The 13,573-nt window shown below is 71.5% G+C and carries 15 protein-coding genes; 10 read left to right on the top strand and 5 right to left on the bottom strand.

All coding sequences use genetic code 11. From position 1 onward, the window contains the following. The first annotated feature begins 25 nt into the window (after positions 1 to 25). From ACEXOR_RS00275 to ACEXOR_RS00245, 7 genes are all read left to right on the top strand, one after another. Positions 26 to 1,228: an ROK family transcriptional regulator gene (locus tag ACEXOR_RS00275; protein ID WP_374847335.1), complete on the top strand. Its 1,203-nt coding sequence runs from the start codon at positions 26 to 28 to the stop codon at positions 1,226 to 1,228. A 41-nt stretch (positions 1,229 to 1,269) separates the two neighbouring features. Beyond that, the gene (locus tag ACEXOR_RS00270) at positions 1,270 to 2,022 is read left to right on the top strand and encodes a DeoR/GlpR family DNA-binding transcription regulator (RefSeq protein WP_374847333.1); all 753 of its coding nucleotides are present in this window, start codon (positions 1,270 to 1,272) and stop codon (positions 2,020 to 2,022) included. Between the two features lie 77 nt (positions 2,023 to 2,099). Then, complete coding sequence (locus tag ACEXOR_RS00265; RefSeq protein WP_374847332.1) at positions 2,100 to 4,136, top strand: bifunctional aldolase/short-chain dehydrogenase; 2,037 nt, start codon at positions 2,100 to 2,102, stop codon at positions 4,134 to 4,136. A gap of 143 nt (positions 4,137 to 4,279) precedes the next feature. After that, positions 4,280 to 4,963, top strand: coding sequence for an endonuclease/exonuclease/phosphatase family protein (locus tag ACEXOR_RS00260; RefSeq protein WP_374847331.1), 684 nt, complete (start codon positions 4,280 to 4,282; stop codon positions 4,961 to 4,963). A gap of 166 nt (positions 4,964 to 5,129) precedes the next feature. Then, complete coding sequence (locus ACEXOR_RS00255; protein ID WP_374847330.1) at positions 5,130 to 6,566, top strand: DUF4832 domain-containing protein; 1,437 nt, start codon at positions 5,130 to 5,132, stop codon at positions 6,564 to 6,566. 131 nt (positions 6,567 to 6,697) lie between these two features. Next, positions 6,698 to 7,195 (top strand): hypothetical protein, encoded by a 498-nt coding sequence (locus tag ACEXOR_RS00250; protein WP_374847329.1) that lies wholly within the window; start codon positions 6,698 to 6,700, stop codon positions 7,193 to 7,195. After that, complete coding sequence (locus ACEXOR_RS00245) at positions 7,192 to 7,713, top strand: tetratricopeptide repeat protein (RefSeq protein ID WP_374847327.1); 522 nt, start codon at positions 7,192 to 7,194, stop codon at positions 7,711 to 7,713. Before ACEXOR_RS00250 ends, ACEXOR_RS00245 begins: the two co-directional genes overlap by 4 nt. On the opposite strand, the gene ACEXOR_RS00240 is transcribed toward ACEXOR_RS00245, so the two are convergent. Together ACEXOR_RS00240 and ACEXOR_RS00235 are read right to left on the bottom strand one after the other, a co-directional pair. After that, positions 7,670 to 8,791 carry a sensor histidine kinase gene (locus tag ACEXOR_RS00240; protein WP_374847326.1) on the bottom strand — a complete coding sequence of 374 codons (1,122 nt, stop codon included), beginning with the start codon at positions 8,789 to 8,791 and terminating at the stop codon, positions 7,670 to 7,672. The two genes, ACEXOR_RS00245 and ACEXOR_RS00240, sit on opposite strands and share 44 nt — an antisense overlap. Beyond that, positions 8,784 to 9,452: a response regulator transcription factor gene (locus ACEXOR_RS00235; protein ID WP_374847325.1), complete on the bottom strand. Its 669-nt coding sequence runs from the start codon at positions 9,450 to 9,452 to the stop codon at positions 8,784 to 8,786. The genes ACEXOR_RS00240 and ACEXOR_RS00235 overlap by 8 nt, the downstream gene beginning before the upstream one ends. 161 nt (positions 9,453 to 9,613) lie before the next feature. Between ACEXOR_RS00235 and ACEXOR_RS00230 the strand changes: the two genes are divergently transcribed. Further along, positions 9,614 to 10,117, top strand: a complete 504-nt coding sequence (locus tag ACEXOR_RS00230; protein ID WP_374847324.1) for a hypothetical protein — start codon at positions 9,614 to 9,616, stop codon at positions 10,115 to 10,117. A gap of 81 nt (positions 10,118 to 10,198) precedes the next feature. Here ACEXOR_RS00230 and ACEXOR_RS00225 read toward each other — a convergent pair whose 3' ends face one another. Beyond that, on the bottom strand, positions 10,199 to 10,567 hold the full coding sequence (locus tag ACEXOR_RS00225) for a VOC family protein (RefSeq protein WP_374847323.1): 369 nt from the start codon (positions 10,565 to 10,567) through the stop codon (positions 10,199 to 10,201). A gap of 62 nt (positions 10,568 to 10,629) precedes the next feature. On the opposite strand from ACEXOR_RS00225, the gene ACEXOR_RS00220 reads away from it, so the two are divergent. Then, complete coding sequence (locus ACEXOR_RS00220) at positions 10,630 to 11,109, top strand: MarR family winged helix-turn-helix transcriptional regulator (RefSeq protein WP_374847322.1); 480 nt, start codon at positions 10,630 to 10,632, stop codon at positions 11,107 to 11,109. Here ACEXOR_RS00220 and ACEXOR_RS00215 read toward each other — a convergent pair. After that, entirely contained in the window at positions 11,106 to 11,690 is a 585-nt protein-coding gene (locus ACEXOR_RS00215; protein ID WP_374847321.1) for a TetR/AcrR family transcriptional regulator, read from the bottom strand. The two genes, ACEXOR_RS00220 and ACEXOR_RS00215, sit on opposite strands and share 4 nt — an antisense overlap. Next, entirely contained in the window at positions 11,683 to 12,537 is an 855-nt protein-coding gene (locus tag ACEXOR_RS00210; RefSeq protein WP_374847320.1) for an alpha/beta fold hydrolase, read from the bottom strand. The genes ACEXOR_RS00215 and ACEXOR_RS00210 overlap by 8 nt, the downstream gene beginning before the upstream one ends. A gap of 92 nt (positions 12,538 to 12,629) precedes the next feature. Here ACEXOR_RS00210 and ACEXOR_RS00205 point away from each other — a divergent pair, with 92 nt between their 5' ends. Further along, positions 12,630 to 13,547: an aldo/keto reductase gene (locus tag ACEXOR_RS00205; RefSeq protein ID WP_374847318.1), complete on the top strand. Its 918-nt coding sequence runs from the start codon at positions 12,630 to 12,632 to the stop codon at positions 13,545 to 13,547. Positions 13,548 to 13,573 lie beyond the last annotated feature (26 nt).

Here is a 13,573-nt window from a genome sequence, read left to right as displayed (position 1 = left end):
AGATATCCGCTCCCGAGGAGGCCGCGTGTCCATCCTCGGTACGCCACGACCCGTCACCGCCGGCGTCGGCAACAGCAACGATCAGACCCGTCGGCACAACCTGTCGACCATCCTCACCACGCTGCACCACGGCGGCCCCCAGACCCGCGCCGATCTCACCAGGCGCCTGGGCCTGAACCGCTCCACCATCGCGGCCCTCGTCGCCGAACTGGCCGAACTCGGCCTCGCGCACGAGACGGCCAGCACCGACCACGGCAGCGTGGGCCGTCCGAGCCCCACCGTGAACCCCGCCGACCGGGTGGCCGCCATCGCGGTGAACCCCGACACCGACGCCATCATCATCGGCCTCGTGGGCCTCGGCGGCGTGGTGCACAAGCGCATCCGCTATGAGACGGCCGGCGTGCCCACCGTGCGCGAGACGGTCAACATCGTCAAGGCCGTGGTCGAGGGGATGCGCAGTGAGCTCGATGCCTCGTTCCGCATCGCGGGCGTCGGCATCGCGGTGCCCGGCCTGGTGCGCGCCGACACCGGCACGGTCACCCTGGCGCCCCACCTCGGCTGGCGCGACGAGCCGCTCGCCGAACTGGTGACGGATGCGCTGGGCTATCCCGCGAGCGTCGTCAACGACGCGATGGCCGGCATCATCGCCGAGAGCATCTACGGCGCGGGCCGCGGGGTCGACGACCTGCTCTACGTCAACGGCGGCGTGAGCGGCATCGGCGGCGGCGTGCTCGTGGGCGGGGTGCCGTTGCGCGGAGCGCACGGTTACGCCGCCGAGCTCGGCCACATCAGCATCGCCGGCAGCGGCCTGCCCTGCCACTGCGGCCGCTTCGGCTGCCTCGAGACCGAGGTGACGCTCTCGCGCCTGCTGGCCGCGATGGGCCGCGAGCAGCTCGACGCCGACGAGTTCGACCAGCTGCTGCTCACCAGCACCGACCCGGCGGTCGACGCCGAGATCACCCGTCAGCTCGACGTGCTCTCGCTCGCCCTGGCCGACTTCGTGAGCGTGTTCAACCCGGAGCGCATCCTGCTCGGCGGCTTCCTGGGGGCGCTGTTCGCGGCGCATCCCGAGCGGATCGTCGACGGCGTGCGTGCGGCCTCGTTCAGCCAGCTCGCCGACGAGCTCACCATCGAGCGCGCCCAGCTGCGGTCGCGGCTGTTGATGGTGGGGGCGGCGGAGATCGCCTTCGAGCAGCTCCTCGCCGACCCGGCCGGCACCACGTTCTGAACCCGTCTGCCGAACCGACCCCGACGCGATAGCCTCGGCGGATGGCATCGGTGATCGGGGCGGAGCGGCGGGCGCTGCTCGTCGCGCGGCTGGAGCAGAGCGGCGTCATCCGGCTCGAGGAGGCGGCGGCCGAGCTCGGCGTGTCGAGCATGACGGTGCGGCGCGACCTCGAGGCCCTGGAGCGAGAGGGAGTCGTGGTGCGGGTGCGCGGCGGCGCCGTGGCCACCGTGAAGGCGCGGTCGTTCGGCGAGCGGGCCGGCCTCGACGATGCTGCGAAGACCGCGATCGCCCGCAAGGCGCTCGACCTGGTGCCCGCGACGGGGGCGATCGCGGTGGACGCATCGACCACCGCGGGCCACCTGCTCGCCCAGCTGCCGCCCGCCACCGACCTCCTGGTGGCGACGAACTCGGCGCACAACCACTCCCGGGCACGTGCGGTGCGCGGGGTGCGGGCGGTGCTCCTCGGCGGCGAGCTCGAGCCGCGCACCGAGAGCTTCGTGGGCCCGGTGGCCTGCGCCGCGGCCGCGCTGTTCACGTTCGACCGGTTCTTCACGAGCGCCGGCGCCGTCGACGCCGGGCACGGCACCACCGAGAGCATCATCGAGGAGGCCCAGGTGAAGCGGGAGCTCGTGCGCTCCGCGCGCGAGACGGTGCTGCTGCTGGACTCGTCGAAGCTCGAGCGCCGGGCGACGGCGGTCGCCATCCCCTGGCCGAGCATCTCGATCGTGATCACCGAGCTCGACCCGGCCGACCCGCGACTGGACGGCATCCGGTCTCTGGTGGAGCTGCGCTGACGGTTTCGTTGACCTGCCGGTCGCCGCGATGTTATGTTTTGTGAAGTTCACACGCCATGACATCCGATGGAGCATCCATGACCTCGCAGGCCGCCGCCGAGCTGATCGGGCGTTCCAACCGCCTCGGCTCCGACCCGAAGAACACCAACTACGCCGGCGGCAACACCTCCGCCAAGGGCTCCGGGATCGACCCGGTGACGGGCGAGGAGGTCGAGCTGATGTGGGTGAAGGGCTCGGGCGGCGACCTCGGCACGCTCACCGAGGCCGGGCTGGCCGTGCTGCGGGTCGACCGCCTGCGCGCTCTCGCGAACGTGTACCCGGGAGTCGATCGCGAGGACGAGATGGTTGCCGCGTTCGCCTACACGCTGCACGGCTCGGGCGGTGCCGCACCCTCGATCGACACCGCCATGCACGGGCTCGTCGACGCCGACCACGTCGACCACCTGCATCCCGATTCCGGCATCGCCATCGCCACCGCGGCCGACGGGGAGTCGCTCACCGCCACGATCTTCGGGTCGCGGGTGCTGTGGGTGCCGTGGCGTCGCCCCGGGTTCCAGCTCGGTCTCGACATCGCCGCCCTGCAGCACGCGAATCCGGATGCGGTGGGCTGCATCCTCGGCGGCCACGGCATCACCGCGTGGGGCGACACGAGCGACGAGGCGGAGCGCAACTCGCTCTGGATCATCGAGACCGCCTCCGCGTACATCGCGGCCCACGGCCGGCCCGAGCCGTTCGGCCCCGCCCTGGAGGGATACGGCGCGCTTCCGGAGGCCGAACGCCGCGCGAAGGCGGCCGCGCTGGCACCCGCCATCCGGGGGCTCGTGTCGACCGACCGCGCCCAGGTGGGTTCGTTCAGCGACGCCGACGAGGTGCTGGAGTTCCTGGCCGCCGCCGAGCACCCGCGGCTCGCCGCCCTCGGCACCTCGTGCCCCGACCACTTCCTGCGCACGAAGGTGAAGCCGCTGGTGCTCGATCTGCCGGCGTCGGCCGGCGTCGAGGAGTCGGTCGCGCGCCTCACCGAGCTGCACGCCGCCTACCGCGCCGACTACGCGGCCTACTACGACCGGCACGCCACGCCCGACTCCCCCGCGATGCGCGGCGCCGACCCCGCGATCGTGCTCGTACCGGGGGTGGGGATGTTCTCGTACGGGGCCACGGCGCAGACCGCCCGGGTGGCCGGCGAGTTCTACCTCAACGCCGTCAACGTGATGCGCGGAGCGGAGTCGCTCAGCAGCTATGCACCCATCGACGAGGCCGAGAAGTTCCGCATCGAGTACTGGGCGCTCGAGGAGGCGAAACTCGCCCGCCTGCCCCGGCCGAAGTCGCACGCGGGGCGTATCGCGCTCGTGACCGGTGCGGCATCCGGGATCGGCAAGGCCATCGCCACCCGGCTCGCCGCCGAGGGGGCGTGCGTGGTGGTCGCCGACCTCGATCTCGACAAGGCCCAGGCCGCCGCGGCCGAGCTGGGCGGCACGGATGTCGCGATCGGGGTTCAGGCGAACGTGACGAGCGAGGCGCAGATCCAGGCCGCCGTCCAGGCCGCCCTGCTGCAGTTCGGCGGGCTCGACCTCGTGGTGAACAACGCCGGCCTGTCGATCTCGAAACCCCTGCTGGAGACCACCGAGGCCGATTGGGACCTGCAGCACGACGTGATGGCGAAGGGCTCGTTCCTCGTGTCGAAGGCCGCCGCCCGCGTGCTGATCGATCAGCAGATGGGCGGCGACATCGTGTACATCTCGTCGAAGAACTCGGTGTTCGCCGGCCCCAACAACATCGCCTACTCCGCCACCAAGGCCGACCAGGCCCACCAGGTGCGACTGCTCGCCGCCGAGCTCGGCGAGTTCGGGGTGCGGGTGAACGGCATCAACCCGGATGGCGTGGTGCGCGGATCGGGCATCTTCGCCGGCGGCTGGGGGGCCAAGCGCGCCGCGGTGTACGGCGTGCCGGAGGAGGAGCTCGGGGCGTACTACGCGCAGCGCACCCTGTTGAAGCGCGAGGTGCTGCCCGAGCACGTGGCGAACGCGGTGGCCGTGCTCACGGGGAGCGACCTCTCGCACACCACCGGGCTGCACATCCCCGTGGATGCCGGTGTCGCGGCGGCCTTCCTGCGCTGAATCGAGCGCGGGATTCGCTCAGAGGCCGCTCCGGGCAGGCATTCAGCGTAGACCCCGAGAGATCGTGTCAGAATCGTGACCAGGAGCCGCCTCGTCCGGTGGCCGGATCTGCTGACGCTACAGAAGGTGCGTGCCCGACGACCATGCGACGCGAACTGAACATCATCAGCTACAACCTGCGCAAGCACCACGCCAGCGGCGAGCTCGTCGATCTCTCGAAGCTGTACGACGTCGACATCCTGTGCCTGCAGGAGTGCGACACCGAGGACATCCCGCCGGTGATCGAGCACCTCGTGCTGGCCGACTCCACGAAGACCAACCGGCTCGGCCTCGCCATCTACTTCCGCGACGACCGGTTCGAGCTGCGCGGCACCCGGGTGTTCGCGCTGCGCAAGTCGATGCACGACCGCGTGATGGCACCGGCGCACGAGCGGCTGCTGGCGGCGAAGCTGTTCGACCGCGAGCTCGGCAAGGAGATCCTCGTGGGCTCGTTCCACGCGGCGCCGCTCACCGCCACCAACTCCCTGCGGCGCAAACAGATCGCGGCCGCGCACGGAGCCCTCCGGGTGATGGGGCCCGGGCTGCCGACGGTGATGGTGGGCGACTACAACTACCCCTGGTTCCGCAACAGCCTGAGCGACCGCATGGAGGAGTCGGGCTACCTGCTGTCGTTCAGCGACAAGCCCACGTACGCCCGCTACAAGTACTTCCGGGGCCACTTCGACTTCGTCACCTCGGCGCACACGCGCATCGAGTCGATCGACACCCTGCCGCAGGGCGAGTCCGACCACCTGCCGATCCTCGTGGTGGCCGGCGTCGAAGACTAGGGCGCGTCGCACCTCTCCACGGTCCGGGTCGCAGGACTGGTAGTCGCTCCGAGTCGGCGACGGCCCGGCACGTGAGCTACTGGTCGGGAACCCCTGCCGGCTGTGGAAGGAACTCCCGTGCGGGGACGAGGAGAACTTCGAGACGCTCGGCAAAGGGCGTGCCGAGGTGATTGCGGCCAGCGGCTGGACCCTGGTGCACGGGGCCGCCGACCTCTCCGCCTACACCGGCGCCGACGGCGGGACGACCGTGATCGACCAGGCCTGGCTCGACGGCTTCGCCGCGGCACTCGGGCACATCCGCGACGTCGGGATGAAGGTCGTGCTGCACTTCACCTACAGCCCGAAGGTCGCCTCCGGGGTCGAGACCGCGTGCGACCCGAACGTGAAACCGGCCGATCCGAACGTGCCACCGGATGCCCCGCTCGACACGATCACGGCGCAACTGGCGCAGTTGCGGCCCATCATCGACGCCAACCTCGACATCGTGTCGTCGATCGACGCCGGGTTCGCCGGCGAGTGGGGCGAATGGCACTGCTCCACGAACCTGCTGCTCAGCGACGCGAACAAGCCTCTGCTCTTCGAGGCGCTCTTCGACGGCTTCCCGTCGAGCCGGCAGTTCAACTTCCGCTACCCGCAGGACATCTTCGATTACCTCGAGAAGCACCCCGCGCACGCCACGCGCACCGCGAACTACCAAGCCTGTTACGCCTCGGGCGACGGTGGTGGCGACGTCGGAACCTGGCCGCCGAACGACCCCGGCGCGCAGCTGGCCATGAAGACCCGGCTCGGGCAGCAGATCGGCGAGCACCAGTTCATCGGTCTCGTCGTGTGCAACAAGCCGTCGGCGAACCCCGACCGGCTCACCTGCGACACCGCGGTCGGCCCGGACGGGCGGAGCGGGGAGTTCGCGCTGATGCACGTCACCTACTTCGACGGCACGTTCGATTCGACGCGATTCCTGCCCGGCTACGCCGACTGCTGGAGCGACCTCACCGATCGGCTCGGCTACCGCCTTCAGCTCGACAGCGCCACGCTGCCGACGCGCCTCGTGCCCGGCGCCGACGTGCCCATCTCCCTCACTGTCACCAACACGGGGTTCGCCTCGGTGATCTCCGAACGGCCGGCCTATCTCGTGATCAGCGACGCCGAGCACCGCGAGGCCATCCGTCTGTCGGCGGATGCCCGCCAGTGGGCGTCGATGACGACGACCGTCCTGAACGAGACCGTGCACATCCCCGACGACCTGCCGGTCGGCGACTACGACCTCTCGCTCTGGCTGCCCGACCCGTCGACCACGCTTCAGGCTCGCGCGGAGTACGCGGTGCAGTTCGCGAACGTGGGAACGTGGGATGCGGTGGGCGGGGTGAACGTGCTGGCGTCGGGTGTGCCGGTGGCGGGCGCTCCGGCGGCGGGCCCGACCTCCAGCCAGGGCGCGGGCGCGGGCGACCCGACCTCCAGCCCGGGCGCGGCACTGGCGAACACGGGGGCGGATGCCTCATCCGCCGCCTCATCCGCTGCCACTGCCGGGATCACGGCCACCGGGGGCCTCGCCCTGCTCCTGCTCGGCCTGCTCGTCGCCCGTCGGAGGCGCGCACGCAGCTAGCCGCTCGTGAGATCCACGTGTGGCCGGCTCGCGAGCCGCGCGGGCGTCGCGGATGGGGAGGGCTCCCCATGGCCGCTGCGTGGGCACGCCCGTAGGGTCGTCGAGAGGGGATCGAGCGGGCGGGGGGCACGATGACGCGAACGCGGACACGACTCGGGGTGGCCGGGTGGGTGGTGGTCGCGCTCGGGGTGTGCGGCCTGCTGGGGGCGGCGGCGCTGGCGCTCGCGCCCGGGTTCCAGCTCTCGGCGTCGGCGCCGTTCGGTGAGACCGTGTCGGTGGAGCTGGCCGGCGGCGACCGCGCCGTGTACGTGACACCGTCGGACGAGTGGTCGGAGATCTCCTGTGTGGGCGAGGTCGGCGGCCAGGAGCTGCAGTTGCGGCTCTCCATGATCCAGCAGGATCTCCTGCTGCCCGAGCGGTGGGATGCACGCGGGAGCGTCTGGGTCGACGAGCCCGGCACCATGACGGTGTCGTGCGACGGGCCGGTGCCCGGGGGCCGCTTCGCTGTGGGACCGATGGTGACGATCCTCTCGCTGGTGGGGCCGGCGCTCCTGGGCGCCGCATCCGTTCTCGGGCTGGTCGTGGGGCTGATGCTGCTGCTCGCGGGCAGGCTGACACGGGCAGCATGAGCCGCGACCTGGACGACGAGCTCGACCGTCTCTTCGCCGAGCGCGACCGCGACGACATGCAGCCGACGATCGACGCGTTGCTGCCGCTCGCCGAACAGCACCCGCAGCACGCGCGGGTGCTCTACGAAGTGGGCGGCGCCTATGACACGGCGGGCGACGAGGCCACGGCCCTCGGTTTCTACGAGCGCGCTCTTTCTCTGGGGCTCGAGGGCGACCTGCGGCGGCGGTGCTTCCTGCAGTACGGCAGCACCCTGCGCAACCTCGGGCGAACGGACGAGTCGCTCGCCGTGTTCGCGCGGGCTCGGGAGGAGTTTCCCGACTCGGTCGCCCTCGGCGCGTTCGAGGCGCTCAGCCTGCACGCCGCCGGCCGGGTCGACGGCGCGCTCGCAACCGCGCTGACGCTGCTCGCCGACCACGTCCACGCCGGCGAGATCGAGCGGTACAAGCCCGCCCTGCGCCAGAACGCGGAGTACCTCAGGTCGCTCGAGGAGCCCCCGTCGGCGGGCCCCCGGCCGTAGCGGACGGTATCGTCGCCGCCCGGGGAGCCGGGAACGTCACCGTCGCGACGAGCCCGTCGGGGCGCCCCGCCGCCAGCGCGAACTCGGCCCGATGGGTGTCGGCGACGGCCGCCACGATGGCCAGCCCCAGCCCGTGCCCCCCACCCGTGCTGCGCAGCCGGGCGCGGTAGAACGGCTCGGTGAGCAACGGGATGCGGTCGGCCGGAACGACGTCGCCGGAGTTCTGCACCACGAGCCGGATGCGGCCGTCGGCGAGCACCGTCGTGTCGATCCCGACCGATCCGCCATCGCGATTGTGGATGACGGCGTTGCCGAGCAGGTTGGCGACGAGGTCGCGGATCAGCCGCGGATCCCCGGCGACCGACGCGGGTGCGAGGTGCACGGTGACGGCGAGGTCGCGCTGCGCCATCCGCCCCGCCAGCGCCTCGCACTCCTCCGTCACGACACCGGCGAGGTCGAACACCTCGAAGGTCTCCTCGGCCGCGAAACGGTGGCCCTCGGCGAGGTCGAGCAGAGCGGCGGTGGTGTCCGACATCGACTCGACCGTGGCCAGCAGCCGCTCGAAGGTCTCCCGCGCCTGGGGGCTCGTGCTCTCGGGCGGTTCGCGGAGGGCAACCTGGAGCACCGTCTTCATGGTGGCCAGGGGTGTGCGCAGCTCGTGCGAGGCGTTCGCGGCGAACAGGGCGCGGCTGCTGAACGCCGCTTCCAGGCGGGAGAACAGCACGTCGAAGGTGTCGGCCAGCGAGCGGATCTCGTCATCCGGCCCGGCGAGATGCAGCCGGGTGTCGAGGGAGGTCTCGTCGACCTCGCGCACCACCCGGTTGAGCCGTTGGAGCGGGCGCAGCATCCAGCCGGCCACCAGCCAGCTCGCCAGAGCGCCGAGGGCCGCGATCACCAGCACGGTCGCGATCGCCACCTGGTAGAGCAGGTCGATCAGGGCGCCGTTCATCAGCTGCACGGTCACGTTCACGGCTGCGATCATGGCGAGCCCGGTGACCACGAGGAGCACCGTGTAGGTGAGGGCGAGCCGGTTCCGGATGCTGAGTCCCGCCCGCCGCACGCGGTGCGACTCAGCCACGGCCGTCGTCCATCCGGTACCCCACCCCGGCGACCGTCTCGATCGGGTCGGGGGCGCCGAGACGCTTACGGAGGCTCGACACGGTGGTGCGCACGGCGTTGGTGAATGGGTCGGCGTTCTCGTCCCACGACTTCTCGAGCAGCCGCTCGGCGCTGATCACGCCGCCCTCGGCCTCCATCAGCACGGCCAGCACCGAGAACTCCTTGCGGCTCAGCCGCACGAAGCGGCCGGCGCGGTACACCTCCCGTCGGAACGGGTCGAGCCGGATGTCGCCGACCTCGAGCACGGGCGGGCGGGCCGGCGCGTTGCGACGGTGCAGCGCACGGAGCCGGGCCACGAGTTCTTCGAACTCGAACGGCTTCACCAGATAGTCGTCGGCGCCGAGCTCCAGGCCGCCCACGCGATCGGCCAGGGTGGAGGCGGCGGTGAGCATCAGGATGAGCGGGGCGCCGGGGCGGCCCGCCAGGCGTCGGCACACCTCGTCGCCGTGCACGACCGGCAGGTCGCGGTCGAGCACGAGCGCGTCGTAGTCGTTCTCGGCGAGCTTCTCGAGGGCCGTCCCGCCGTCGGCGGCGATGTCGGCCGAGAAGGCCTCGAGGCGGAGACCGCGCTGGATGGCCTCGGCGAGGAACACCTCGTCTTCTGCGATGAGGACTCTCATGGGTTCCCGTCCTGTGTGCCGTCGTCTTGTGTGCCGTCGCCGGCCGGTGGCCCCACCCAATCACACCGGACATCAGGAAAACGTCAGAGATTCCTCTGGCGGCGGCGCGACATCCGGGCGGCTTCGATCGGATCACCAACCCCCGAGAAGGAGATCTCACCATGAACAAGAACACCACCCTCATGACCACCGCGTTCGTCACCTGTGCGATGGCGCTGCTCACCGCCGGTCTCGCCGCCCCCGCCGTGTTCGCGTCGGAAGCACCCCTGCCCGCACCCGCCGCCTCCCCCACCGTGGCGGTCGACTACGAGCAGCCGTCGCCACCTTCGGCGGAGCAGCTCGCCGAGGCCGGGCTCACCGTGACCGGGCTGACGATCACCCCCGGCGCCGGCTCGTACACGATCTCGGCCGACTCGATCAGCCTCGCGAACGGCGCCACCGACGCCGTGTTCAGCATCGGCGACAACCGCGCCCACAACGGCGGCGTGAACTACACCGACTGGGTCGACGTCACCGCAGCCAACGACGGAGCGGGCTACACCGTGACCGTGCCGATCGACGCGGGCGACTACACGGTCACCGTCAGTGCCGGCTCCAGCTCGTCCGACGGGAGCCCGCTGCTCGGGAACCTGGCGGAGGTGGCCGTCACCGTTCCTGCGGAGTAGCACCGCGGCCCCTGGCCGGCCGTCCTGGCGGGGCGGCCGGCCTCCGCCGTGCCCGATCGGTCGACCTGCCGGGCCGCCCGGTCAGGCGCGGTCGTGGAGGGTGATGTGGTAGCCGTCGGGGTCGGCGAAGGTGAAGGTTCGGCCGAAGGGGCCGTCGATCGGGGCCGCGACGATGCGGTGGCCGTCGGCCACGAGCGCGTCGTGGATGGCCTGCACCTCGGTGGCGTGGAGCCAGATCGCCGCGCCGATGCCGGGCTGGGTGGCCGAGGCGAGGTCGGTGCCGGGCACGACCTCCCTCAGCGCGAAGGCGATGGGCGTGGTGGTGAAGACCACGGCGTGCGGCGGGCCGGCCGGGGAGCGCACGAGGCCGAGGTACCTCTCGTAGAAGGCCTGCGAGGCGTCGAGGTCGGTGGCCTGCAGGGAGATGAAGTCGGGGCCGGTAACGGGCATGGAGTGCTCCTCAGATTTGTGTCAGTCTTCTGACACGGAGCAATCTATGTCAGAATGCTGACATGAGTCAAGACGGCATCGAACTCACCACCTCGCTGGGCTATCTGCTGAAGCAGGCCTCGAGCGCCCTGCGCGTCGCCATGGAGGCCGAGCTGCGGCCGCTCGGCATGACCGTGACCCACTACTCCTGCCTCGAACTGCTCTCGCAGCGCCCCGGGCTGTCGAACTCCGAGCTCGCGCGGGGCGCCTTCGTCACCCGCCAGTCGATGAACGTGCTCCTGCAGGCCATCGAGCGCGACGGATTCGTGACCCGGCCGGACCAGGCCCGCGTCGGCAAGGTTCTCCCCACGCGACTCACGCCCCGCGGCCGGCGGAGCCTGGAGAAGGCGACGGTCGCCGTGCGCTCGGTGGAGCTCAGGATGCTCGCCGGCCTCACGCCGGAGCAGCGGTCGGACGCCTTCCCGATCCTGCAGAGCATGATCCGGTCGCTGAGCGACGCGCCCGACGCGCACTCCGAGACGGGTCCCGGCCCCGCCCACTAGGAACCGGAGTCGCCGTCCGCCAGACCTCGCAGGCCCTGGTCGAGGAAGGCGATCATCCACAGGAAGCTGTCGTCGACATCCGTGTTCAGCTGGAAGCCGCCGGCCGCCTCGAGGGTCGCGAATCCGTGCAGCAGACTCCGCAGCATCCGGAGCGCGTGGATCTCGTCGCCGGCGTCGAGCCGATACCCGCGCAGCACCGCCGAGAGGGAGCCGAGGGTCTTCTCGATCGCCGGGCCCAGCGGGTCGTCTGAGCCGTCGATGCGCACGCCGGTGGTGGCCGCATAGCGACCGGGATGCCGGCTCACGTAGGCCCGCAGGGCCTGCGCCGCCGCCGCGAGGGCGTCACCACCCGCCCGGCCCTGGGTGGCGTCGCGCACAGCGTCGCCCACCTCGGTCGCGCCGAGCACCGCGATGCCGTGCGTGAGCGCCGCCAGGCTGTCGACGTGCTTGTACAGCGACGGCGCCTTCACGCCCAGGCGCTCGGCGACCACACTCATGCTGAGCCGGTCGAGACCGATCTCGTCGGCGAGGACCGCCCCGGCCTCGATGACGGCGGCGGCGTCGAGGCCGGCCCTAGGCATTGTCGGCCGGCGCGGCAGGAGCGAGCGTCGTGCCGAGGAACGGCAGCAGCAGCCCGAGCAGCTCGTCGGGCGTTTCGGTGTGCGGGTAGTGCCCGGCACGCTCGATCACCTCGAGCCGGCCGAGCCCGGCGGGCAGGTCGGCCAGGATGCGCTCGCCTTCGGCTCGCGGGTCGGCCCAGTCGGGATCGGCGCCTCCCTCGACCACCAGCACCGGGCACGACACGGAGCCCAGCTTCGCCCCCGCGTCGGCGGGCGTGGTCTTGGCCATCGCGCGGAGCACCGCCATCCGTTCGGGCCGGCTCAGCGATGCCTCGATGCGGGCGCGCTCGACCACCCAGTCGGCGGGCTTGGCCGGGATGGCCAGGTCGAGGTAGGCCAGCCAGGCCTTGAGGCTGCCGGTGATCAGCATCTTCGCGAGCTGCAGAGTGCCGGCGCGGTGCGCCTTGACGCGGAGGAGGCCGCCGAGATCCATCGACTGCGCGCGGGTGAAGGGCGCCAGCTCGGCCAGGCCGACGATGAGCTCGGGTGCGGTGGCGGCGGCGATGGTGGCCGCTCCCCCGCTGATCGACTGGCCCACGATGACGGCGGGGCCGCCGAGGTGGCGCACGAGGGCAACGAGGTCACCGGCGATGTCGGTGCGGCTGTAGCCCGCCCAGTCGGTGCTGGATTCTCCGCAGCCCCGGAGGTCGACGTTGGCGACGCGGTAGCCGGCCGCCACCAGTGCCGGAACGATGAACCGGTAGGAGTGCCGGCTGTCGCCCATGCCGTGGGCGAGCACCACCAGCGGGCCCTCGCCGGCGAGGTCGTAGGCGATGGTGCCGCCGTCGATGGTCAGGTACTCGGTCATGATGCCCCCTGGTGGCTAATTGGAATAGCTTTAAGCTACGGCTATTAGCCAGTGATGTCAAGCAAGGGCCCGGCAGGCGTAGCGTGGAGGGCATGACGACTCTCGACTTCGGCCCTCTCGTGCTGGGCGGCAACACCTTCGGCTGGACCTCCGACCGCGACGAGACCTTCGCCGTGCTCGACGCCTTCGTGGCAGCGGGCGGGCGCTCGATCGACACCGCCGACGTGTACTCGGCCTGGGCCGACGGCAACTCGGGCGGTGAGTCGGAGACCCTGATCGGCGAGTGGTTCGCCTCGAGCGGCCGGCGCGACGACGTGGTGGTGGCCACCAAGGTGTTCTCGCTGCCCACGCGCCCGGGGCTCTCGGCTGCGAACGTGCGCGCCGCCGTCGACGACTCCCTGCGCCGGCTGCAGACCGATCGCCTCGACCTCTACTACGCCCACCGCGACGACACCGAGGTGCCGCAGGAGGAGTACGTGGCCGTGTTCGACGAGCTCGTGCGGGCCGGCAAGGTGCGCGAAGTGGGCGCCTCGAACTTCTCGCCCGAGCGCCTCACCTCGGCCGTCGAGATCGCCCGCCGCGAAGGCCTCACCCCCTTCACCGTGGCGCAGGACCAGTACAACCTCGTCGACCGCTCGTTCGAGTCGGGCAGCCGCGACACGCTGCTCGACCTCGACATCGTCGAGCTGCCGTACTACGGGCTCGCGAGCGGCTTCCTCACGGGCAAGTACCGGCCGGGGCAGAACGTCGAGTCGGCCCGCGCCGGCGGGGCGGCGGCCTACCTCGACGACCCGCGCAACGTCGAACTGCTCGGCGTTCTCGACGACGTGGCGGCGGCGCACTCGGTGTCGGATGCGGCCGTGGCCCTCGCCTGGTTGCGTCAGCAGCCCGCGGTGGCGGCCCCGATCGCGAGCGCCCGCACCGCGGCGCAGCTGCCCGCGCTGATCGAGTCGTTCGAGCTCGTGCTCGACGACGACGAGATCGCCGCGCTCTCTGCTCCCACCGCGTGACTCGACGTTCATTCCCAGGTGCGGGG

Origin of the sequence: Herbiconiux liangxiaofengii, assembly GCF_041927335.1 — a bacterium.
GTDB classification, from domain to species: domain Bacteria; phylum Actinomycetota; class Actinomycetes; order Actinomycetales; family Microbacteriaceae; genus Herbiconiux; species Herbiconiux liangxiaofengii.
The sequence above is the reverse complement of the archived record's forward strand: the minus strand, read 5'-3'. Positions and strand labels throughout refer to the sequence as shown.